Here is a 24,018-nt window from a genome sequence, read left to right as displayed (position 1 = left end):
TTTACTTGAATTAAATAAACAGATTCAAAATTAAGATAACAACCAAACCAGTAATGGCAATGATAGTTTCTAAAACGGTCCAAATCTGTAGAGTTTGCTTAACGTTTAAGTCAAAGTACTCTTTAAACATCCAGAAACCAGCGTCATTGACATGGGAAGCTGCCAATGATCCAGCACCGATTACCAACACCATCAAAGCTGGATTAACACCCCCTGCTGCAATAAGGGGTTGAACCAAACCAGCCGCCGTAAGAGCTGCCACTGTTGATGAGCCCAATGCTACTCGTAGTAAAACCGTAATTAACCATGCCAAAATCAAAGGTGAAACTGAAGAATTTTGGAAAATATGTGAAATCTGAGCAGCAATACCACCGTCAATTAAAATTTGTTTAAACGCTGCTCCTGCACCAATAATAAGTAGCAACATGGCAATTGACTTAATCGCTGTTTCAGCCGTCGCCATCAACTGCTTATTATGCAAACCTTGATGCCAGCCCATAGCCCACAGAGCAAAAACTAAAGAGGCAATCATAGCAAACACTGGATTACCAAGCATAGTTACAAAGCCATCAAATCCTTGAGGGTTTTTAAAGGGCTTACCGTCATTAAAAACAATGTCATAGATAGTTGTGATACCCATCAACAACACTGGAAAAAGTGACGTTAAAACTGAAAGGCCAAAACTAGGAGTATCCTCTAATTTAAATTGATGTTGGTCTTCACCAAAGGCCTCTAAATGCTTTTTAACTACAAAAGCGTCGGGTGCAAATCTTTGTGCTAGCTTTGTGAACATTGGTCCGGCAACAATTGCACAGGGAATTGCAATAATAATACCATATAACAGTACCGTCCCTGGATTAGCACCCAATACACCAGCAATTGCCGTTGGGGCTGGATGGGGTGGTAAAAATCCATGAGTCACTGACAAAGCCGCTGCCATAGGAATTCCCAAGTATAACAAAGGCAGTCCAGCCTCTAAAGCCACCGCAAAAACAATAGGAATCAAAAGTACTAAGCCGACTTCAAAGAATAATGCAATACCAATGATGAATGAAGCTAACATGATAGCAATTTGAATATGCTTAGATCCAAATTTCGCAATTAGCGTGTGAGCAATCCGATAGGTGCCTCCAGCATCAGCTACTAAGCGTCCTAATATAGCACCAAAACCAAAGACAATTGCTAATTCTCCTAACGACGACCCAATCCCCTTCTCAATTGAAACTGGAATCTTAGCCAATGTCATTGTGCCAAATCCAGGAAGACAAAGTCCAAATCCGACCACCACAGCCGTGACAATCAAAGCAATAAAAGTATTCATGTGAAACTTAATAATTAAAACCAGTAGTAAAGCAATTCCAATTGCTAATACAAGTAAAGAAGACATAATTCAATCCTTTCCGCTCATTCTTCACATTTAATTTGTTTCCAGAAAGTATTATATCTATTTTTATCATGAAATGAAAGCGTTTACATTAAAAGAAAAGAAAAAAATCAAGGAATCTTACTCCTCTATATAATAAAATTTATCCAAAATAATTAACACCAATAGCTGCCCGGACTTCTTGCATCGTTGTTTCAGCAACTTGATTGGCCCGTTGCGAACCATCTTGTAACATTTTTAATACCGCTGGTAAGTCTTGGGCATATTCAGCTCGACGCTGACGAATAGGGGCTAATTCTGCTTCCATAACATCGATAAGATGTTTCTTTAACTTCATATCACCCAAACCACCAGCTTGATAATGATCCTTTAATCTTTGTACGCGTACTTTATCTGAATCAAAAATATCTAAATAGGTAAAGACCACGTTTCCTTCCACATGCCCTGGATCATCAATATTAATATGCAAGGGATCAGTGTACATTGATTTAACTTTTTTAGCTAAGGTATCAGCATCATCACTCAGATAAATACCATTGTTCAGGGACTTAGACATTTTTGCATTACCATCAATACCCGGTAAACGTCCCTGTCCTTTAGGTGGGAAAACCCCCGTTGGTTCAACCAGTACATCCCCTGGATAAGCATTGTTAAAAGAGCGCACCAATTCCCGAGTTTGTTCAATCATTGGCTCTTGATCATCCCCAACCGGTACCTTAGTCGCCTTAAAAATAGTAATATCAGCTGCTTGTGAGACTGGATAAGTTAAAAATCCAGCTGGAATACTTTCACCAAAAGCCTTTTGCTGAATTTCAGACTTAACGGTTGGATTACGCTGTAACCGGGCCACACTCACCAAATTCATAAAGTATTCGGTCAATTCTGGTAAACCATGAATTTGCGATTGAACAAAAATAGTACTCTTATTCGGATTCAAGCCGACCGCTAAATAATCTAAAGCGACTTCAGTTAGAGACTGCTTAATTTTTTCAGGATTACGAGCATTATCCGTAAAAGCCTGAGTGTCAGCAATCATAATAAAAGGGTGATATTGGCCACTATTTTGCATGGCTACCCGATTTTTCAGAGAGCCAATATAGTGTCCAATGTGCAACTTACCAGTAGGCCGATCACCAGTTAAATAAATTTCTTTCGTCATTTGTACAATTCCTTACTTGAGTGTTTTCACTGTTTCATTATACCCAAAAGCTACCTCACTTGCAGTTGGCATTTATAATTGTTAGAATTATTAAGAAAATATTATTTATTTTTAATGTAACTACTATAGGAGGCTTAATTATGAAGTATACCGTTGTAGGTGCTGGAGCGATGGGCTTGCGCTATGGACTTTTATTACAAGAAAAAGCCGGTTTAGATGTTGAATTTGTTGAACCTACCGCCGCTAGCTTAGAAAAAATTCATGCACAAGACAATCAAGTCTGGCAATCCCGCGATCAAAAGGACCGTCACCAAGTACCAGTTAAAATCTTTTCTCCGGAGGAATACGAAGGTAATCCAGATGTCTGGATCTTCTTTATGAAGCAAATGCAACTGGCTGATACCTTAAAACGTTTGGCGCCCAAGTTCAAAAAACATCAAACAGCTCTAGGGGCTATGAATGGTATGGGGCACATTGAAAAGTTACAAAAATACTTCGATGACGAACATATCATTGGTGGAACCGCCATGATTGCAACAATTTTAAATGATTACGGCGATGTTGATTTTATGGGCAAAGAAGGTGCCGGATCGTCAGTCTATGCCAATCTAACTGAACAACGCTCGGCCGTAATGGACCAACTCCAAGAAGATTTCCAAGCGGCTAATTTAAATCCATCCTATAGTGATAATTTCATGGGTACCTTATTAACCAAAGTATTCTTTAATGCTGTTGAAAATTCAATCGCTACTATGTTCCAATCGCGAATGGGACAGTTAATGGCCTATGACAACTTCTTGGAAGGAATTGCCCGTCCTTTAATCAATGAGGCTTACGATGCCGCTGAAGCAGCTGGCATTACCCTGTTAGAGAGCCGAGATGACATGGTGGCACAAGTTGATTATGTTTCCCGTGTTGCTAATCCACTGCATTTTCCATCGATGTATCAAGACTTTGTGAAGGGGCGTCCCACCGAAGTAGATTATATTAACGGCTGGATTGCTGATTTAGCCGAAAAAAATGGTATTCAAGCACCTAATCAACGTTTTGTTACTAATCTAGTTCATTTAGCTGAAGAAATGCGACAATACAATCCACCAGTTAATAAATTAGCTCCCGAATATCGTAACGCTCAATAAATCTAAACAAAAAAGTCGCAATCATTAGATTGCGACTTTTTTAGTAGCTCGTGAGAGAATCGAACTCTCGATTCCGCCGTGAAAGGGCAGCGTCTTAGCCACTTGACCAACGAGCCATGGTCAGTGTTGTCTTAAACAACTATTACATCATACCAAGGATCAAATAGTTGGTCAAGTAACTTTCCAATATTTATTAGAAAATTTTTCAAAAATTGAAAGTAAATAAAAAAGACTGCTAAGCAGTCCTTAAAATTAACGTCCTGAATTAACAGAAGCCACCTGAATTCGATTTACAGCTCGCATTAACGCTACACGAGCAAGTACGATTTCATGTTGATTTTTAACCTCTTGGGCATGAGCCAAACGGGCTTCCGCACGTTCTTTGGCACTTTTAGCACGAGAAACATCAATTTTATCGGATGTTTCAGCACTATCGGCAATCACAGTTAGAACACCGTTAGAAAACTCGGCAATCCCACCATTAACAGCTAGTGGTAAATTACGTCCATCTTTTTTAATCACTAACTCACTAATTGACAGTGCCGCCAAAATCGGAACGTGATTGTTCATCACACCAACTTGACCACCCTGGGTATTTAGAATAGCTAGTTCCACACCGTCTTGGCTATACATATCTCCTTCGGGCGTTACAATTTTAACCGTAATCCCCTTTGACGCTGTATTCTTTTCATCTGCCATTAATCAGTACCCCCTTATTGGGCCATTGACTTAGCTTTGTCAACTACTTGTTCAATAGCACCAACGTTACGGAAGGCATCTTCAGGCAAATCATCATACTTACCATCCAAAATAGCCTTAAAGGAACGTACTGTTTCAGCAACTGGTACATACTCACCCTTAACACCCGTAAAGGTTTCAGCAACTGAGAAAGGCTGTGAAAGGAAGAACTGAATACGACGAGCACGATTAACCGTAATCTTTTCGTCATCCGACAATTCATCCATTCCCAAAATTGAGATAATATCTTGCAACTCGCGGTACCGTTGCAAAGTCCGCTGGACTTCCGTGGCGACTTCATAGTGCTCTTGACCGACAATATCAGGGGTTAAGGCTGAAGAAGTTGAGGCCAATGGATCCACGGCTGGGTAAATACCTTGTTGTGTTAAGGCACGTTCCAAGTTAGTCGTAGCATCCAAATGAGCAAAAGTGGTTGCCGGAGCCGGATCAGTATAATCATCGGCTGGCACGTAAACCGCTTGGATTGAAGTAATCGCACCCTTTTTAGTAGAAGTAATTCGCTCTTGTAAACGTCCCATTTCAGAGGCCAAAGTTGGCTGATAACCAACGGCTGATGGAATACGTCCTAGCAAGGCTGAAACTTCAGAACCAGCTTGGGTGAAACGGAAAATATTATCGATAAAGAGTAAGACGTCCTTACCTTCGTTATCACGGAAACTTTCAGCCATAGTTAGACCCGTTAGAGCCACACGCATACGAGCTCCAGGAGGCTCATTCATTTGTCCGTAAACCATGGCGGTTTGCTTCAAAACTCCTGATTCATCCATTTCGTGATACATATCGTTACCCTCACGGGTACGTTCACCAACACCAGTAAAGACTGAAATACCATTGTGTCCTTGAGCAATGTTGTGAATTAATTCTTGAATCAAAACGGTTTTACCAACACCGGCACCACCGAACAATCCAATTTTTCCACCTCGAACATAAGGTGCTAACAAATCAATAACTTTAATTCCAGTTTCTAGAATTTCAGTTGAAGTAGTTAATTCATCATAGGCCGGGGCATCACGATGAATAGAATGCCGCGGAACTGAATCGGGAATAGCACCAGCATTATCAACTGGCTGGCCCAAAACGTTAAAGACCCGTCCTAGGGTTGCTTCACCTACAGGCACTTCGATTGGTTTTCCAGTGTCAGTAACCGACATTCCACGTTGTAGTCCGTCAGTTGAATCCATGGCAATCGTTCGAACGACACCGTCGCCCAATGCCAAGGATACTTCCACAGTCAATGTCTTATCTTCGCCGGTATGAATCAACAACGCGTTGTTAATTTCCGGTACAAGACCGCCCTCATCAAAGGCAACATCAACAACTGGACCAATCACTTGTACGACTTTTCCAGTAGTCATGGTTATTTCCTCTCATTTTGTGGCTGTCCAACAGCCCTTAATCTTACCAAATCAGCTAGTTGCTTATTCTAGAGCAACCATACCGCCAGTAATTTCAGTAATTTCAGTAGTGATTTGAGCTTGACGAGCACGGTTATACTGCAAACCTAAACGACTAATCAAATCATCAGCACTATCAGTGGCTGATTTCATAGCGGTTGAAGAAGCAGCGTGCTCAGCTGTTTTAGCATCCAAAACCGCTTCATACACTAAGCTTTGCGCAAATTGAGGCAAAACTACATTCAAAACGGCATTCGTATCAGGCTCAATTTCGTAGACACTATGAACCTCGTACTCTGACTTTTGTGCTTCATTACCACCCATACGAGCCAATGTATCAGCAGTTAACGGTAACAACTGCACATCACGATACTCACTCGTCAAACGATTAACAAAGTGGTTATAAACCACGTGCAAAGCATCAAAAACTTCGGCATCATACAAGTCAATCACGGTCTTTAAAACAGAACGAATTTCATTAAAACTTGGTACATCAGAAACGCCTCGGTGCTCAACAGCTACGTTAAAGCCTCGCTTTTTATAGAAATCGGCCCCATTACCACCAACCGCTAAGATGACGGTGTTGGTAGTATCAAGTGATAGCTTTTTCATCAAATCATTGGTTTGTTTGATGACATTGGCGTTATAAGAGCCCACCAAACCACGATCAGAAGTTATCACCAAAATACCGGTTTTTTTAATATCCCGTTGTCCAATCAAGGGAATATGTTTAGCATCAACGTTATCCAATAGGTGAGCCGCAACTAAGTGCTCAACCACCACTTCTAAGCGTGATGCGTAGGCATGATAACCACTACCACTACGTTGAATTTGACTCAACTTAGCTGTTGAAACCATTTGCATAGCTGACGTAATCTGACGCGTTTTTTTAGTCGATGAAATTCGACGCTGAATATCTTGCAAAGAAGCCATCAACAACGCCTCCTTTTATTGTTGAGCTGATGATGCAGCAAAGCCGGCTTTAAAGCCTTCAATCGCCTTTTGCATACCAGCATCTTCAGGCAACTGCTTAGTAGTTACAATCTCTTCCAACAAATCGCTGGCATTTGCATCCACGTAGACAATTAATTCATCTTGGAAACGTTGAATATCCTCAACTGCAACATCATCCAAATAACCATGCGTCAAAGCATAAAGTACAAAGACTTGATGTTCAACTGACATAGGTTGATGCAAAGGCTGCTTAAGAACTTCAACCGTACGACGTCCACGAGCCAATTTAGCCTGGGTAGCTGAATCCAAATCAGATCCAAATTGCGCAAAGCTTTCTAATTCACGATATGAAGCTAGGTCCAACCGCAAAGTTCCAGAAACCTTCTTCATTGCTTTAATCTGAGCATCTCCACCAACACGCGAAACAGATGTTCCAGCATCAATAGCTGGACGAACACCAGCATAGAACTGATCAGCATCCAAGAAAATCTGCCCATCAGTAATGGAAATAACGTTGGTTGGAATATAGGCTGAAACATCCCCAGCTTGGGTCTCAATAATTGGCAAAGCCGTCATTGAACCACCGCCCAATTCATCGCTTAACTTGGCTGCTCGCTCTAGCAAACGTGAGTGTAGGTAGAAAACATCTCCCGGATAAGCTTCACGTCCAGGCGGACGACGCAAAATCAAGGATATCTCACGATAGGCCGTAGCTTGCTTACTCAAATCATCAAAGACAATCAAAACATGCTTGCCATTGTACATGAACTCTTCACCCATGGCCGCCCCAGTATAAGGTGCCAAGTACAGTAGTGAAGCTGATTCAGAAGGGCCAGCATTAACCACAATGGTGTAATCCATGGCACCCATTTGACGCAAAGTTTCAACTTGTTCACGAACAGTTGAATCCTTTTGACCGATTGCCACATAAATGACGATCATGTCTTGGCCTTTTTGATTCAAAATTGTATCCACAGCTAGTGAAGTTTTACCGGTCTTACGATCACCAATAATTAACTCACGCTGTCCTCGTCCAATTGGAACCAAAGCATCAATCGCCTTAATTCCAGTTTGAAGAGGTTCTGACACCGATTGACGTTCCATAACGCCGGGTGCCTTAACTTCGACTGGACGAGTCTTAGTTGTCTTTAACTCACCTAATCCATCAATGGGCTGTCCAATTGCATTGACAACCCGCCCAATAAGTTCTTCACCGACGGGCACTTCCATAACGTGTCCAGTCCGCTTAACTGTATCACCTTCACGAATACCAGCTGAATTACCTAAAACAGTAATACCAACTTCACTCGTTTCTAGGTTTTGAACCATTCCGTATTCGCCATTGGCAAACTGCACCAACTCACCAGAAATAGCATTGGCCAAACCAGTAGCTCGGGCAACACCATCACCAATATAAGTAACGGTTCCAACCTCTTCAACAGTTAGCTTTGTGTCAAACTTTTCGAGCTGTTGCTTAATTAAAGCAGAAATTTCTTCAGCTTGAATAGCCATTCTCTTTCCTCACTAACCTAATAACTGTGCCTTCATTTGAGTAATTTTAGTGCGTAAACTACCATCAACTAATAATGACTTAGATTGCATAATCACACCACCAATAATGGCGGGATCAACTCGATAGGTAGGATTGAGCTGCTTAGCACCGCTATGACGGATAAAGGCCGTCTCCAACTTAACTTTTTGATCCTGCTCTACTTCTAAGGCCGTGATGATATCAACATCAACAATGCCCTGACTTTGCTTATACAAATCTAAGAAATCATCAATAATTTGGTCTAACAGCATTAAACGTCCATTAGCAATTAAAACCTTTAATAGATTTTGAACACTTGGAACTGCTGTTTTGGTCAAGGTATTAACTAGCTGATCTTGATTTTTAGCATCAAGTTCGCGTGAGGCCAGGGTTACTAAAAGCATTGGTTGCTCTGCAATCACCTGTTTAAGGGCTGTTAGATCAGCCACAACCTCATCACTATTATGCTGCTCAGCTGCTAATTCTAAAATTGCCTGGGCGTACTGGTTAACAATTTGACGTGTCTTTTTTGCCATACCAATACTCCTTACTTATGGTCTAAATCTGCGATATAGGCGTCAATTAAAGCCCGCTGATCATCAACAGATAGCTCCTTTTGCATCAACTTTGAAGCAATTGCCACCGAAAGGTTGGCCACTTCACTTTTAGCACCGGCAATAGCGTCAGCTTTCATTTTAGTTGCGTCAGCTTGAGCTTGCTGATGAATACTATCAGCACGTTCATTAGCCTTCGCTAAAGCGTCTTCGCCCTGCTTTTGGGCACTGGCCTTAGCGCTGGCCACAACTTCGCTAGCCTGCTGCCGAGTTTGGTCAAGTTCGTTTTGCCGTTGCTCAACCAATTGCTCGGCCTGTTGACGCGATTCCTCTGCCCCATCTAGGTCAGAAGAAATTTTGTCGGCTCGTTGATCCAAAACCTTAGTTAGTGGCCCAAAAGCCACTTTTTTAAGGATAACCATCAAGACAAGGAAGGCAACAATGATAAACAGCATATCACCCAATGGCATTTCTTTAGCTGCTAATAACGTTGTTCCCAACATGATTTTCCTCCGTAATACTTTGGCTTACTTACCCATCAAAATGAAGGCAAAGACAATTGACAAAATTGGCATAACTTCGACCAAAGCAACCCCTAAGAACATACGAGACAAAAGACGTCCTTCAAGTTCTGGTTGACGGCTCATACCAGCTAAAAATTGTGAAATTAAAACACCGTTACCAACACCACCACCGATGGCAGCTCCTGCTGCGGCAAGGCCGGCGGCAATAACACCTAGATTATGCAAATCCATTAGACTTCTCCTTTAGATATAAATATGGCTCCTACCATAAGTTACTGTAGTGTGGATGATAACGCTCCCGCGTGACTGTAATAGTCTCATAAGCAGTCCTAATGACCACTATTCATTTCCCGACAATTGGGCAATGAAGACACCCGTCAAGATGACAAAGACATAGGCTTGGATGGCACCGATAAAGAGTGAGAATCCTTGCCAAATCATTTCTAACGGTAAGGCTAAGATAGTCAAAAATCCGTTGAAGTGCCCGGGCCAAGCCATACTGCTGGCAATCAAGTTCAAGAGCATCTCACCGGCAAAAATATTACCAAATAGACGCAACGATAGCGTCAAGAAGTTGGCCAACTGCTCAATAATATTGAGGGGTAACATCCAAGAATATGGCGTTAACAGCATATTCTTAAGGTAGCCACCCAAACCGAGTTCCTTTACACCAATACCATGGGCAATGGCTAATGTCATAATAGACAAGGTCATTGTCACAATTGGATCAGCAGTTGGAGACTTCATGTAAGTTACGCCATCACCCATTTTAATCTGTAATAGCAACCCAATTTCGTTTGAAACTATAACAAAGAAAAATAAAGTGAAAGCATACAAACCAAACTTACGAGCTAAGTCTTTGGGGAGTTGCCCACCGATAATACTGTTGGAGAAATCTAACATCCACTCCATAGCATTTTGCCGCTTATTTGGCCTGACACTTGGTCGGCGGCTTAGAAAAACCGCAATCGCAACCACAATCGCCATCGAAACTAAGGTTGAAATGACGATCGACCAGTCAAAAGTCAAACCCAAGAATCGAAATGTTGCCGTTGGTTCATCCATGCGTTCGCTCCTTTCTTAATTTAATATTTGGCGAACACCTTTGACCAGCAATCCGTCAGAATATATTCCAATGATACGCCTTGATTTTTTTAAATTCAACAGCAAAAAGATAATTTCACAAGAAAAAATATCAGGAACAAATATCGGTGTAACGGCTGTTAGAAAGGCATTGGTAAATCTTTAACAAATATTTAAAAAGCATATAAAAAAGCTTGATAAATCAAGCTTCACATAACTATTCTATCTCGCTGGCTGCCACTTTGGGCAACACTAAATTCAAAATAATTCCAAGGACAGTTGCTAAAGCAACCCCGGAAAAATCAACCTGATTGCTCAATTGTAAATGAAAGTTACCGATCCCAATTACTAATATCGGGGCAGCAATCATTAAATTCCGCTTTTTACTGTAGTCAATTTTATTGTCCACAATAACTTGTAAACCAGCAGCGGCAATGACACCATACAACATGAAGCCAACCCCACCGGTTACAGCACCAGGAATAGTACTAATTAAAGCAGATAATTTACCAACAAAACTAAAAATAACCGCTAAGAAAGCTGCTCCACCAATTACCCATACTGAATAAACCCGGCTCAATTGCATGACACCAATATTTTCACCATAAGAAGTTACGGCTGGTCCACCAACCAAACCAGCAGCGATAGAAGCCGCTCCATCACCCGTCAAGGTCCGCTTCAAGCCTGGATTTTCAAAAAAATCATGGCCAGTAATCTTGGACAAAACCATCAAGTGACCCAAGTGTTCCGATAAAGTAACTAACGCCAAAGGTGCCATACTAAGCACAGCAGCCGGATAGAAAACAAAACCGCGTTCATCTAAGAAAGATTCAAATTTAGGCATTTGGAACCATTGGGCTTGGTTAACAACTGATAAGTCAACTAACCCAACAGCCAAAGCCATTAAGTACCCAAAAATAATACCTAGCAAAACCGGTAGTAGTCCCAAAAATCCACGCAAGAACATATTAAAAGCAATCGTGGCCAACAGTGTAACTAAGGCCACCGCAAAAACCTTTAAATCATAGTGTCCGTTCAATTGAGTGGCTGAAGTGGCAGCAGCCCCAGCCAAGCTCAAACCAATTACCATAATAACCGGACCTACTACTGCAGGTGGAAAAATAGCATTAATCCAAGCCGTACCGGTAAAGGTCACGACCAAAGCAACAACTAAATAAACTATCCCAACTGAAATGACTCCTTGGGCCACGGCTGGATAACCCACCGTTTTTAAAAGTGAAGTCATCGGAATAATAAAGGCAAAACTAGAACCCATATAGGCTGGAATCCGTCCACGAGTGATTAGGATGTGGATTAAAGTACCAATTCCGGATGAAAAGAGGGCCACACCCGGGTTCAATCCAACTAGTAAGGGAACTAAGACCGTTGCACCAAACATGGAAAAAAGGTGCTGTAAGGATAGCCCAAACCAAGTAAGAAAAGGTGGACGTTCATAGAGATCATAAACCGGCTTATTGCTTTCTTCTGACATAATTTTCCTCGATTTTAACAAGAGTGCAGTAAAAAACCTGCCAACGACAGGCAGGTTAAGTCAATGTTACTTGGTCAAAACTTTCTTTGATACGATTGACAAATCATCATCCAAATCGTAAACAATTGGTTGACCGTTAGCAATCTCAACACCCAAGATTTCATCATCTGAAATTTGTTCCAAATGCTTAACAAGGGCACGTAGAGAGTTACCATGGGCACCAATAACCACGTTCTTACCAGCCTTTAAGTCCTTAGCAATGTTTGAATACCAGAAAGGCAAAACGCGTTCCAAGGTAATCTTAAGATTTTCACCCAAAGGTAGGTCCCCATAAGGTACATCAGCATAACGGCGGTCAAAAGCAGGGTAAGTCTTGCCTTGAACAGTTACTTCAGGATCATAGCTATCCAACATTGGTGGCAAAACATCGTATGAACGACGCCAGATATGAACTTGGTCATCTCCCCACTTTTCAGCAGCTTCAGCCTTGTTTTGTCCTTGCAATGCACCGTAATGACGCTCATTCAAACGCCATGACTTAGCTTCAGGAACATAAAGCTGACCAGCTTCTTCGAGGGCCAAATGAAGGGTTGTGATTGCACGAGTCAACACTGAAGTATAAGCTTGGTCAAACTCAATTCCTTCTTGTGCCAACAATTCACCAGCATCCTTAGCTTGTTGAATACCCTTGTCAGACAACTTGGTATCCACCCAACCATTGAACAAGTTCAAAGCATTCCATTCACTTTGACCATGCCGAATTAATACTAACTTAGCCATGTTTTTAAAACTCCTTAGTCTTTGTTTACTTGTTAATTATACTGCAAAATAAACAAAATTTCAGCAAAACAAAAAGCCTAGGAATCTTCCTAGACTTTAAATATTAATCTTTAACGATGTTAGTAGCTTGCAAGCCACGGTCTGAGTTTTCAACTTCGAAAGTTACTGACTGACCGTCTTCCAAAGTCTTGAAACCGTCACCTTGGATTGCTGAGAAGTGAGCGAAAACATCTTCACCGTTTTCACGAGTGATGAAGCCGTAACCCTTTTCTCCGTTAAACCACTTTACTGTTCCTTTTTCCATGATTGTTCTCCTTTAGGTGTATCACCAAAATAATGTAGTTGTAATTAAAAATAATTGGTATGACGCCTTCCGAAAAAAACAAATCAAAATCAAAAACTTAAATTACTAACGATAGTATAGCATGCTTCCAAAGAGAGCACAAGTGCTACCTTGAACAAAGATTAAATATTCAACGTTGCTTTTATTTGCTGTACCTGTTTGATGCCTGCTTGATCGGGATCATTTTGTGCCAGTTCAGCTAAGGCTTCTTGCTGTTGAGCTACAGCTGCCTTTTCTTCATCAGTTTTAGGCGTCATTTTAGCCTGTAAATTTTTAGCTTGCTGAGTTGTCAGAGCAATCCAGTTCTGTGGCAACTGGTAAGTAACCTGACGCTTCTTTAACTCACCATCATTACCAGCAATGCTAAACATCAACTTCCAGAAGTCATTTTTATATACATAGCGAGTATCTTTTATAACCCGATAAGCTTGATTACCAGCAATTTCTTGACGATTAGTAGTCATCGTTAAATCAGGTTTAACAATGGTTGGCTTTTGGTCTTGTTCATGCTTACGATAAATGTAAACATTCTCTTTTCCAGAAGTACCAACGGGCTGATACAACAGCACACCATAACCTTTGGAATTAGTGGCTGAGTACATCATACTTTTATGCGTTGTAACTTTTGTTTCCATACCAAAGTGGTTGGCCATATTAGCCGTAATCAGGCCCACTGACAAAATGATGCCAATAAAGCCGATTACACCGCCAATAACATAGGTCTGTTTGTCTAAAAACATCAAAGAAATAAAGGCTAGTGCCACAAAGAGAAATAAAATCAATAAAATCATGCTTTTTCCTCCTCAGGTTCAGCAGCAGTTACCTTACCCTTGTGCAAGAAAAAGGCCAAGATGAACGCCACTAGGACAAAACCAGCCGCACACAAGAATGAAGCATGGAAACCAGACAAACCAGCATTTAGCATTTGCTGAGCATATTCCAACGGATCCTTAATTTTCAAGCTACTGGTAGGGGTATGGTCATTAATCACCGATTGCATAATAGAAGATAGTACCGCTGTCCCTAAGGAAGCAGCTACCTGACGAATCGTGTTGTTGACGGCCGTTCCCTGGGCAACTTGATTTTGTCGCAGAACCCCCATGGCTGATGACGTTAGCGGCATCATAGTCAAGGCAATTCCGGCCATGCGTAACATATACAAAGTAGTAATGAAAATGGTAGGAGTCGTTTCAGTTAATTTGTAAAAAGGTACGGTCCCAATGAAGACCAAACTAAATCCAAAGATAACCAAACGACGGGCCCCGTGTTTATCGTATAGGTAACCAGCTAGCGGCGAAAGAGCTCCCATCATTAAGGCCCCAGGTAAGAGCGTCAAACCTGAATTTAATGGGCTTAAACCACGTACACGTTGCATATAAATTGGCAAAACCATTTCCACACCAATCATGGCAATGAAAGTCAAAGAAACTAAGATAGTCGTAATAGTGAATTGACGATTTTTAAAGACTGAAAGATCTAAGAAAGGCACTTTCATACGTGACTGATGCCAAGCAAATTCTGCAATGACTAGCAAGCCCAAAAGCATTGGTAAAATCACCCAAGTGAAGCTCATCCAACCATGATCAGAAACCATAGCTGATCCAAACAAAATCAATCCAAATCCAAAGGTAGATTCAATTAGGGATCTCACGTTTAACTTCACATCGCGCGTAGGTAAAATATTTTTAAAGTAGATAAATGAAATTAACAAAACAACAATCGCAATTGGTAAAACCAACATAAAGATTGAACGCCAATTACCGGCAATCGTTAAGCCTAAAAATGTGTGGTCTTGGTCAAGAATCCATCCTGATAGGGTCGGCCCCAAGGCTGGGGCCATCCCAATAACTAGACCAACCATCCCCAAGGCCTTCCCACGTGATTCTTCACCAAAAAGAGCCAAAGCGACAACCTGCATCAACGGCATTACGATACCAGCTGCAACTGCCTGTAAGGCTCGAGCAACCATCAACAACCAAAAGGCATTAGTTGGAGTCACTACCGCAATCACCGTGCCAATAATATAAATTAGTAACGCTGATAAATACAAGTACTTCGTGGGAACACGGGTATTAAGAAAGGCCGAAACCGGCACCATAATTCCATTAACCATTAAAAAGATAGTAGTTAGCCACTGGACACCCGCTGAATCAACGTTAAACGCCGTCATCAAACTAGGTAAAGCAGTCCCTAATGAGGTCTGCATCAAAATAATAACGAAAGAACCGATTAACAAAAGGGCCATCATGGCAATTTTATTAATTGGTTTTCCATTCATGTCTTTTAGTTCACTGGACATGTTGATTCCTCCTAAAAATTAAAAAATTACACAATGGGTAATTGTACACCAACGTGTAATTATGTCAACGTATTGAAAATCTTATTGACTAATCAATCGGTCCGGTTGATGCCATCGATCCAAATGAACAAAAACATCAGCTTGCTGACGACTAGGCTCAATATAATTATCCAAGTTCCTTTGGTTTGTCTTTTCCCAAACCGCTAAGGCCAAGTTTTTAAACTGTTCTAAAGGCATATTACGATATTGATACCGCCAACTCTTAGGATTATCAGTAGCTCTCAGCGTGGCCATGATGTTGCGACTAAGATACCACTCCTTAATATGGTGTAAATCAGCATCTAAATAGATACTAAAATTGCGTTGGTTACTTGGCAACTGTAAGGCCACTACCCCTTCCACAATCAAGATATCTGGACGAATAATTATCTGCTGTTTATCAGGCACAATATCCCCAAAATCTTGTTGGTAAAGTGGAATTTCAACCCGATCCTTACCGGATTCAAAGGCCTCTAACATAGCTACCAAATGATCTAAATGATAACTAACCGGAAAACCTTTTTGTTCAAAAATGCCTGCAGTTGTTAATTCCTGGTTGGTATATAGAAAATGATCGCTGCTAACTACCTGACAATTCAGACCCGTATCATTCAATTTTTTGGCCAGCTGTTCTGCAAAACTACTTTTCCCAACGGCAACTGAACCACTAATCGCCACCACAAAAAAGCGTTGCTGATATTTAGTCAAAATCTGGTTAACTAACTCATCCATGATTAGCCCTCTTGGTATAAGTCCTGCGGCAAGTCAGCCAATAGGGGTGACATCACCTCTATTCCAATTAAGGTTAAGCGATGCATCGCCCGCGATGCAACCGTATATAACAATTGGCGCTGACTTTCACTGTGGTAATGTTTGGCATCGGCTTGCCAAATAATAACGGCATCGAATTCCAATCCCTTGGCTAAATAAGACGGTAAAATAATAGCACCAGTGACCAAACGTTGGTTTTCAGAGTGGATTAAGGTAATGTTGGTATCTTGGAGTTGTTCAGCTAATTGACGAGCATCCGCTAAGGATTCAGTTATAACAGCAGTGGATTCCCGGTCGACCTGGTTTTGATTCAACTGGTGACGTAATGCCCCCGTGGCATCTTGGTTATCGGCATATAATTTAATTACTGGTTTTTCACCCTTACGATCAAAAGCCTCAATCCGTTGCCCATCTTTCAAGATGGCCTTAGTAAAGTCCGTAATTTGCTGCGTCGAACGATAAGTCTGATTAAGTTCAACTCGATGTACCTTATCTCCATCAAATAGTTGAGAAAAATCATCTTGTAGGTCTTGGGCATTTTCATGCGTAAAGATAGCCTGATTCAAGTCACCCAAAACTGTAAACTTAGCCAAGGGGAAAGAAAACTTCAAGAAGGCCAGTTGTAAAGGCGTATAATCTTGAATTTCATCGATGAATAGAAAACGAATATCCCGCTGTCCGTGTTTACCAGTTACTAAATCATAGAGATAGAGATAAACCGTAGCACTAGCTAATGAAATATCGCCGTTTTTTAGACTAGCAATCACCTTTTGAACGTATTCGTGCCATTCAGCTACACTAAGATTAAACTGCGTCAAATCCAAATAGTCAGGTACTTGATTTAAAAAGTCAACAAATTGGGCATTAATATTCAAAAAAGCTGCTCTCCGAATCTTACGGGCCAAAGGCCTTAATTCTCGAGTCACGATTTGTTTGCCTAAGAAATGGCGTTCGGCCTTATCACTACTAAATTCACGTTCCTGAGGACCCTGTCCCAACTGATTAATCCGCGTTTTAGCCGCCGCGTCACCTTCTTGATCATCACCAAGACGACTACGACCGGCGCCAACTAAATCGTCATATTCTTGCTTAGATAGATTTTCAATTACCTCTTCAACCCAATCCTGACGAATTTGCACCCCAACTTGGCTTCGTAAAGATCGCATCAAACTTTCCTGAGTAGCTTCTAAACGTTGGGACAAGCGGTAATTTTGATTGTAATGGTAGTAAATTGCAGCAATTTTTTCTTTATGAATCAAAGGCTCCCCATGGAACATTAAATTACGTAAACGAATACCCTCTTGATTAAGGCTATTAGCATAGTTATTAATCGCTTGATACATCGCCAAACTGCCCATTAATTGGTCAATCTTAGGATTTTTACCTTGATCTTCAAAACGTTGGTTTAAATTTTCCACTTGAAAACGTGGTAATCGACGGGAAGCATACTGATAGAAGGTCATTTGAACCAAATTTTGCTCCCCTAATTCCGGCAAGACCTGATCCACGTAATCATTAAATAACTGGTTTGGACTAAACAAGACAACCTGTCCACTGGTCAACTTTCCACGGTAACGATAAAGCAAATAAGCCACTCGTTGCATGATGGCAGCCGTTTTACCAGAACCGGCTGCACCTTGGACAAAGAGCAAGTCTGCTTCAGTATCACGAATAATTTTATTCTGTTCTTTTTGAATGGTTGTAACAATTGACTTCATCTTTGTTGAAGATTCGCCAGCTAAGGCATTAACCAGCATGGCATCTCCAATGGCTTCTTCCGTATCAAAGAGTGTTACAATTACACCATCTTCGATTTCGAATTGACGTTTCAAAGTTACTTCCGCTTCTTGCGGACCAGCCGGTGTCAAATAATCAACATCACCAATACCACCATCGTAATAAATAGAAGCTACCGGCGTCCGCCAATCATAAACTAAAAAGTTATTATCATCGTCACTAAATGAAGCCAAACCAATATAAATCGTTTCGCTCGGCATATTTTCCCCATTTTTCTCTTTAAAATCAATCCGAGCAAAATAAGGCTTTTTAACTTGTTTCACTAATGTTTCATAACGTTGTTGCGAACGCGATTTAGAATTTTCACGCTCGGCTAAAAGCTGTTGCTGCTGCCGAACTGACATAGCCGTTTCAATTATTCCCGAATAAGTATCGGTTTTGATACGAACATCATCCCACCCTTTGGCGGCATCATTAATATTCTTATTTGATTGTTTAATCGCTGCTTTAGTATGCGCGATGGCTGTTTTTATTGTTTTAAGAGTTTTCTTTAAATAATTCTCTTCTATCACTCGAATTGACTGATCCACAATAATCACCTCTACCCTTAAAATATGTTCTCACAATTATACGCTTACCATTCGTAAAGATAAAGCACCATGATTTGAGCATAAAAAAACGCCCACTTTAGGCGTTTTAAAAATTAAAATTACTTATTGGTAAGAGATTCGATTCCAGGTAGAGGCTTGCCTTCAAGATATTCAAGTGAAGCACCACCTCCAGTAGAAATGTGGGAAAGCTTATCAGCCACACCCAAAGCTTGAACAGCAGCAGTTGAATCACCACCTCCAACGATAGTGGCCCCACCATTTTCAGTAACTTTAACTAATTCGTTACCGATAGCCAAAGTTCCCTTAGCGAAGTTAGACATCTCAAAGACACCCATTGGTCCATTCCAAACGACTGTCTTAGCATCAGACAACACTTCTTGGAATAAAGCGATTGACTTTGGCCCGATATCCAATCCCATATAACCATCAGGAATACCAGCTGCACTATCAACAATGACCGTCTTAGCATCATTGTTGAAGGCATCAGCAGCAACAGCATCAACTGGTAGGACCAGCTTGTCACCAGCTTCTGCCATTAATTGCTTAGCTAATTCAACCTTATCAGCTTCAAATAGAGAATTACCAATCTTGTTTCCCTTGGCAGCATCGAAGGTGTAGGACATACCACCACCAACAATAACCTTATCAGCCTTGTTCAACAAAGCCTTAATCACTTCAATCTTATCCGAAACCTTGGCACCACCAATAATGGCAACGAAAGGACGCTTAGGATTTGCAACCGTTTCCCCAAGATACTTGATTTCCTTTTCCATTAAGAAACCAGCAGCAGCTTGGATAACGTTACTAGCAATCCCTACGTTAGATGCGTGGGCGCGATGAGCTGTTCCAAAGGCATCATTGATAAAGATACCATCACCCAATGAAGCCCAGTACTTACCTAATTCAGGATTATTACCAGATTCTAGCTTTACATACTCGCCATCCTTAACGTCTTCAAAACGAGTGTTTTCAACCATTAAAATCTGGCCGTCTTCCAAAGCGTTAACGGCAGCTTCTAATTCTGCGCCACGAGTTTCAGGAATAAAGGTAACATTCTTACCTAGCAACTCACCCAAGTGCTTAGCAACGGGAGCCAAGGACAATTCTTTCTTATCATCTTCAGTCTTAATTCGTCCCAAATGTGAGAATAAGATAGCGCGACCATTGTGCTCCAAAACATACTTAATAGTTGGTAGAGCAGCAACGATTCGATTATCATTACCAATCACCCCACCCTTAATAGGTACGTTGAAGTCAACTCGCATCAAAACTTTCTTACCTGCAAGTTCCAAGTCAGTAACTGCTAACTTTGCCATAAATGCCTCCAAAATTTATTTAATTTGACAGCACCATTATAAAGCAAAAAACAATTGTTGTCTTGTTTTTGCAATGAATTGAGCAAAAAACGGTTTTATTTTTTATCTGATTCCGGCAGACCAAGTACGAAAAATAGATCTACTGGAATACTATATTTAGAAACTAGCAACCGTACCTCTGACAAGCGAAAATCAGAACCGGTACCATTTATTTTCTTATTAATATAATTGCTGCTCGTTTTTAACGTTTCCGCCAATTCTAACTGTGATAGGTGGTTACGGCGCACCCACTTTTTTAATGCATAATAGGGTTCTCTTAACCGCTTAGTCATGATATAGTCCCCGCCCTTTCTTTTAGTTCCTTTTAAGGAACAATTTTATTTTACATACCTATCTAAATCATGTCAATGCTATTGTTCCTCATAGGGAATAGTTGTGTTATAATCATTCACGCAGGAGGAATGTAAATGACATTTAGTAATATAATTAGAAAAGCGCGCTTGAATTCTGATTTATCTCAAGGTCAGTTAGCAGAAGATGTAAACAATAAGTTTCACACTTCAATTAGTAAAAGTATGATTTCCCGCTGGGAACATGGCACTGATATTCAGATGTCTTACGTGAGGGTTTTAGCTGAATATTTTCACATATCCCCCAGTGAAGTTTTTGGAATTGATGTTGATGCATCGCTATCAGATGATTTGGTCGAAATAGATCAGAAGCTGAATTCAACCAATCGCACAAATCTTCGACTTTTCGCTACTCAATTACTTAAAAATGAGAATAAAATAATTTCATTAAGGCAGTCACGTGAACGACAGGTTCAAGTTCTCGGCACGGTTTCAGCTGGAACTGGACAATATTTCTTAGACTCGGAACCTGAATGGGAAAATTTAAAGGGAACGATTTTACCGCACGATTACGCTGTTCGCGTTAGTGGCGATTCAATGGCTCCACATTTTGTAGATCAGCAAATTATTTTAGTTAAAAGCACTAAAGATGTCCATTCCGGTCAGATTGTGATTGCTAATTATGACCAGCAAGCTTATGTCAAACAATATATTGCTGACAATCATGGTCAACGACTAGTTTCTTTGAATCCGAGTTATGCAGATTTACCTATCAATTATCAGCATGAGGTTTCTATTTTGGGTTACGTTGTCGAACCATAAAATTAGCACGACTGAGTCTTACTAATTATCTATTTTTACGTGTTATATCGCATTAATTTTTATTTTGAATAACCCGAATGCAAAAAGCCCCTGGATTTAAAATCCAGGGGTTTTTGCCGTACTTAGAGTTAGAAAGTAATGGTTATTGATTTACTTTTCTTCCTCTTTCTTACGCTTTGAACCAAGTACACCTAGTGACAAGGTTGCAGCTGCTAAGCCGATTAGACCAGCGGCTGATTGATTATCACTATCTTTACCAGTATTTGGCAAAGCACTGTGTCCTTGCGCCTTCGCATTCGAAACGAATGTTGAAAGAGCAGGGCTCAAGCTTGTTGAAGTTGAGTTTGGTACTACCTTACCGTGGGCTGAACTTGTTGACATTGAGCCAGCAGCGGAGACTGACTGACTCATTGATTCAGAATCAGACATTGAGGCTGGATCGTGAGCGGCCTTTGAACTTGAGATTGAAGCTGATTGACTCACGCTCGTTGATGTCGAAGTTGAATCAGCAGCGGAGGCTGACTGACTCATTGATTCAGAATCAGACATTGATGCTGGATCATGAGCGGCCTTAGAGCTTGAGATTGAAGCTGATTGGCTTGCACTAGTTGATGTCGAAGTTGAACCAGAAACAGAGGCTGACTGACTCATTGATTCAGAATCAGACATTGATGCTGGATCATGAGCGGCCTTTGAACTTGAGATTGAAGCTGATTGACTAGTTGAAGCTGAAGTACTGTCAGACTTTGAATTCGAATTAGATTCGGAAGTTGACATACTGGCTGACATCGAAGCCGACTTTGAGTCGGACTTTGAATCAGATTCAGATTCGGAAGTTGACGTGCTTACTGACTTTGAACTCGACTTTGAAGCTGACTTCGAATCAGAAACTGAAGTCGAACTAGAAATTGATTGACTAATTGAAGTTGAATCACTCATTGACTTTGAGTCAGAATTTGAGTTCGAAGTCGATGTACTTGCCGACTTGGAAGCTGATTTCGAACCAGAAACTGAATCAGAAATTGACGTACTAGTTGAAGTTGACGTACTCATTGAAGCTGCTGAGGCAGATTCACTAACTGAAACAGAAGTTGAATCACTCATTGACTTTGAGTCAGAATTTGAGTTCGAAGTCGATGTACTTGCCAACTTGGAAGCAGATTTCGAGCCAGAAACTGAGTCAAAAATCGACGTACTAGTTGAAGTTGACGTACTCATTGAAGCTGCTGAAACAGATTGGCTAACTGAAACAGAGGTCGAATCACTGTTTGACTTTGAATCAGAATTTGAGCTTGATGTCGACGTACTTGCGGACCTTGAAGCTGATATTGAACCAGAAACTGAGTCAGAAACCGAAGCGGCACTAGAGATTGACTGACTAATTGAAGTCGAGTCACTAGTTGACTTCGAATCAGATTCAGAACCAGACGTTGAAGTACTTATCGACTTAGATGTTGAAGTGGACTTCAATACTGAAGTTGATGCCGAAGTTGAAATTGATTGTGAGATTGAATCACTAATCGACTGAGAATCTGAACCAGATTCCGAAGTTGACGTGCTTGCGGACTTTGAAGCCGACTTTGATCCAGACGTTGAATCAGAAATTGAAGCACTCGTTGAAGCGGATTGACTAGCAGATTCCGAAGTTAACGTTGACATCGAATCACTCTTTGAAATTGAAGTACTAGTCGAAGCGGAATCACTCGTTGACTTTGAATCTGATCCAGATTCGGAAGTAGATGCACTGGCGGACTTTGAAGCCGACTTTGATCCAGACATCGAATCAGAAATTGAAGCACTGGTCGAAGTCGAGGCACTCGCTGATTCAGAAGTTGAAGTTGCCTTCGAATCACTCTTTGAAATTGAAGTACTCATTGAATCAGTTGAAAGCGAACCAGAAACTGATGTTGAAGTTGAAGCACTGATTGACTTTGAATCTGAGTTAGATTCTGAAATTGAAGTACTTACTGACTTAGAAGTTGACTTTGAATTAGACGTTGAATCAGAAGCTGAAGTTGAGCTTGAAATTGACTGACTAATTGAAGTTGAAGTACTTGCCGACTTTGAATCAGAATTGGAAACACTCGTCGAAGTTGAAGCGCTTGCCGAAGCAGCTGACTCAGAACCAGAAATTGATGTGGACTTTGAGTCACTAATTGACTTTGAATCGGAATCAGAGTTTGAAATTGAAGTACTTACTGACTTAGAAGTTGACTTTGAACTAGAAGCAGAATCAAAAATCGAAGTTGACGTTGAAGCTGACTGACTACCTGATTCAGATGTCGAAGCTACCTTCGAATCACTCGTTGAAATCGAAGTACTAATTGATGCTGAATCACTCGTTGACTTTGAATCGGAGTTTGACTCAGAAATCGAAGTACTTGCCGATTTAGAAGTTGACTTTGAACTAGAAGCAGAATCAAAAATTGACATGCTGGTCGAAGTCGAAGCACTAGCTGAAGCCGTTGAAGCGGAGTTAGAAATCGAAGTCGAAACGGATTCACTAGCTGCCTTTGAGTCAGAGTTTGAATCAGAAATCGACGTACTTGCCGACCTAGATGTCGACTTTGAACTTGACGCCGAGGTCGAATCAGAAATACTTGCAGATGTTGAAGTCGAATCACTCGTTGACTTGGCATCAGAGTTTGAATCAGAAGTTGACGTACTTGCCGACTTGGAAGCGGACTTTGATTCAGAAGTTGAATCAGAAATTGAGACACTCGTTGAAGCTGATTGACTCGCTGATTCCGAAGTCGAAATTGCCTTAGATGAGCTATTTGAAAGTGAAGTGCTCGTTGAAGCCGTTGAAGCGGAGTTAGAAATCGAAGTCGAAACGGATTCACTAGCTGCCTTTGAGTCAGAGTTTGAATCAGAAGTTGACGTACTTGCCGACTTGGAAGCGGACTTTGATCCAGAAGTTGAATCAGAAATCGAGGCACTCGTTGAAGCCGACTGACTCGCTGATTCCGAAGTCGAA

At 41.0% G+C, this 24,018-nt stretch carries 22 protein-coding genes and 1 tRNA gene; 2 read left to right on the top strand and 21 right to left on the bottom strand.

The window, feature by feature from the left end:
* Positions 1–10: 10 nt before the first annotated feature.
* Both M4974_RS01730 and trpS read right to left on the bottom strand, forming a co-directional pair.
* Entirely contained in the window at positions 11–1,387 is a 1,377-nt protein-coding gene (locus M4974_RS01730; RefSeq protein ID WP_248715723.1) for a gluconate:H+ symporter, read from the bottom strand.
* A gap of 139 nt (positions 1,388–1,526) precedes the next feature.
* Complete coding sequence (gene trpS / locus M4974_RS01725; protein ID WP_248705796.1) at positions 1,527–2,543, bottom strand: tryptophan--tRNA ligase; 1,017 nt, start codon at positions 2,541–2,543, stop codon at positions 1,527–1,529.
* A gap of 140 nt (positions 2,544–2,683) precedes the next feature.
* Between trpS and M4974_RS01720 the strand changes: the two genes are divergently transcribed.
* Positions 2,684–3,682, top strand: a complete 999-nt coding sequence (locus M4974_RS01720) for a ketopantoate reductase family protein (protein ID WP_248705795.1) — start codon at positions 2,684–2,686, stop codon at positions 3,680–3,682.
* 44 nt (positions 3,683–3,726) lie between these two features.
* On the opposite strand, the gene M4974_RS01715 is transcribed toward M4974_RS01720, so the two are convergent.
* The 18 genes from M4974_RS01715 to M4974_RS01630 form a co-directional block, all read right to left on the bottom strand.
* Positions 3,727–3,798 (bottom strand) — tRNA-Glu (locus M4974_RS01715).
* A 136-nt stretch (positions 3,799–3,934) separates the two neighbouring features.
* Positions 3,935–4,381: a F0F1 ATP synthase subunit epsilon gene (locus M4974_RS01710; RefSeq protein ID WP_248705794.1), complete on the bottom strand. Its 447-nt coding sequence runs from the start codon at positions 4,379–4,381 to the stop codon at positions 3,935–3,937.
* Between the two features lie 14 nt (positions 4,382–4,395).
* The gene (gene atpD / locus M4974_RS01705; protein WP_089938989.1) at positions 4,396–5,796 is read right to left on the bottom strand and encodes a F0F1 ATP synthase subunit beta; all 1,401 of its coding nucleotides are present in this window, start codon (positions 5,794–5,796) and stop codon (positions 4,396–4,398) included.
* Positions 5,797–5,859: 63 nt separating this feature from the next.
* On the bottom strand, positions 5,860–6,768 hold the full coding sequence (locus tag M4974_RS01700) for a F0F1 ATP synthase subunit gamma (protein ID WP_248705793.1): 909 nt from the start codon (positions 6,766–6,768) through the stop codon (positions 5,860–5,862).
* Between the two features lie 15 nt (positions 6,769–6,783).
* Positions 6,784–8,301: a F0F1 ATP synthase subunit alpha gene (gene atpA, locus M4974_RS01695; RefSeq protein ID WP_248705792.1), complete on the bottom strand. Its 1,518-nt coding sequence runs from the start codon at positions 8,299–8,301 to the stop codon at positions 6,784–6,786.
* Between the two features lie 12 nt (positions 8,302–8,313).
* A complete protein-coding gene (atpH, locus tag M4974_RS01690; protein WP_248705791.1) occupies positions 8,314–8,856 on the bottom strand; it encodes an ATP synthase F1 subunit delta in 543 nt (180 codons plus the stop codon).
* Between the two features lie 11 nt (positions 8,857–8,867).
* On the bottom strand, positions 8,868–9,377 hold the full coding sequence (gene atpF / locus M4974_RS01685; protein WP_089938997.1) for a F0F1 ATP synthase subunit B: 510 nt from the start codon (positions 9,375–9,377) through the stop codon (positions 8,868–8,870).
* 24 nt (positions 9,378–9,401) lie between these two features.
* On the bottom strand, positions 9,402–9,629 hold the full coding sequence (gene atpE / locus M4974_RS01680; RefSeq protein ID WP_089938999.1) for a F0F1 ATP synthase subunit C: 228 nt from the start codon (positions 9,627–9,629) through the stop codon (positions 9,402–9,404).
* Between the two features lie 108 nt (positions 9,630–9,737).
* Positions 9,738–10,463 carry a F0F1 ATP synthase subunit A gene (gene atpB, locus M4974_RS01675; protein ID WP_248705790.1) on the bottom strand — a complete coding sequence of 242 codons (726 nt, stop codon included), beginning with the start codon at positions 10,461–10,463 and terminating at the stop codon, positions 9,738–9,740.
* Between the two features lie 235 nt (positions 10,464–10,698).
* The gene (locus M4974_RS01670) at positions 10,699–11,973 is read right to left on the bottom strand and encodes a solute carrier family 23 protein (protein ID WP_248705789.1); all 1,275 of its coding nucleotides are present in this window, start codon (positions 11,971–11,973) and stop codon (positions 10,699–10,701) included.
* Positions 11,974–12,039: 66 nt separating this feature from the next.
* Positions 12,040–12,753, bottom strand: coding sequence for a 2,3-diphosphoglycerate-dependent phosphoglycerate mutase (gene gpmA, locus M4974_RS01665; RefSeq protein ID WP_248705788.1), 714 nt, complete (start codon positions 12,751–12,753; stop codon positions 12,040–12,042).
* Positions 12,754–12,856: 103 nt separating this feature from the next.
* Positions 12,857–13,057: a cold-shock protein gene (locus M4974_RS01660; RefSeq protein ID WP_089939007.1), complete on the bottom strand. Its 201-nt coding sequence runs from the start codon at positions 13,055–13,057 to the stop codon at positions 12,857–12,859.
* Positions 13,058–13,218: 161 nt separating this feature from the next.
* Positions 13,219–13,887 (bottom strand): DUF4811 domain-containing protein, encoded by a 669-nt coding sequence (locus tag M4974_RS01655; protein ID WP_248705787.1) that lies wholly within the window; start codon positions 13,885–13,887, stop codon positions 13,219–13,221.
* Positions 13,884–15,395 carry an MDR family MFS transporter gene (locus M4974_RS01650; protein ID WP_248705786.1) on the bottom strand — a complete coding sequence of 504 codons (1,512 nt, stop codon included), beginning with the start codon at positions 15,393–15,395 and terminating at the stop codon, positions 13,884–13,886. The genes M4974_RS01655 and M4974_RS01650 overlap by 4 nt, the downstream gene beginning before the upstream one ends.
* Before the next feature lie 81 nt (positions 15,396–15,476).
* Positions 15,477–16,166, bottom strand: a complete 690-nt coding sequence (locus M4974_RS01645) for a nucleoside/nucleotide kinase family protein (protein ID WP_248705785.1) — start codon at positions 16,164–16,166, stop codon at positions 15,477–15,479.
* A gap of 2 nt (positions 16,167–16,168) precedes the next feature.
* Entirely contained in the window at positions 16,169–18,532 is a 2,364-nt protein-coding gene (gene helD, locus M4974_RS01640) for an RNA polymerase recycling motor HelD (protein WP_248705784.1), read from the bottom strand.
* Positions 18,533–18,651: 119 nt separating this feature from the next.
* Positions 18,652–19,869: a phosphoglycerate kinase gene (locus M4974_RS01635; RefSeq protein ID WP_248705783.1), complete on the bottom strand. Its 1,218-nt coding sequence runs from the start codon at positions 19,867–19,869 to the stop codon at positions 18,652–18,654.
* Positions 19,870–19,964: 95 nt separating this feature from the next.
* A complete protein-coding gene (locus tag M4974_RS01630) occupies positions 19,965–20,201 on the bottom strand; it encodes a helix-turn-helix domain-containing protein (RefSeq protein WP_248705782.1) in 237 nt (78 codons plus the stop codon).
* Positions 20,202–20,336: 135 nt separating this feature from the next.
* Between M4974_RS01630 and M4974_RS01625 the strand changes: the two genes are divergently transcribed.
* Complete coding sequence (locus M4974_RS01625; protein WP_248705781.1) at positions 20,337–21,041, top strand: helix-turn-helix domain-containing protein; 705 nt, start codon at positions 20,337–20,339, stop codon at positions 21,039–21,041.
* Between the two features lie 150 nt (positions 21,042–21,191).
* Here the strand turns inward: M4974_RS01625 and M4974_RS01615 are convergent.
* A partial coding sequence (locus tag M4974_RS01615) for an LPXTG cell wall anchor domain-containing protein (RefSeq protein ID WP_305883168.1) occupies positions 21,192–24,018 on the bottom strand: 2,827 nt, incomplete at its 5' end.

Origin of the sequence: Convivina praedatoris, from assembly GCF_933208495.1 — a bacterium.
GTDB lineage: Bacteria > Bacillota > Bacilli > Lactobacillales > Lactobacillaceae > Convivina > Convivina praedatoris.
The sequence above is the reverse complement of the archived record's forward strand: the minus strand, read 5'-3'. Positions and strand labels throughout refer to the sequence as shown.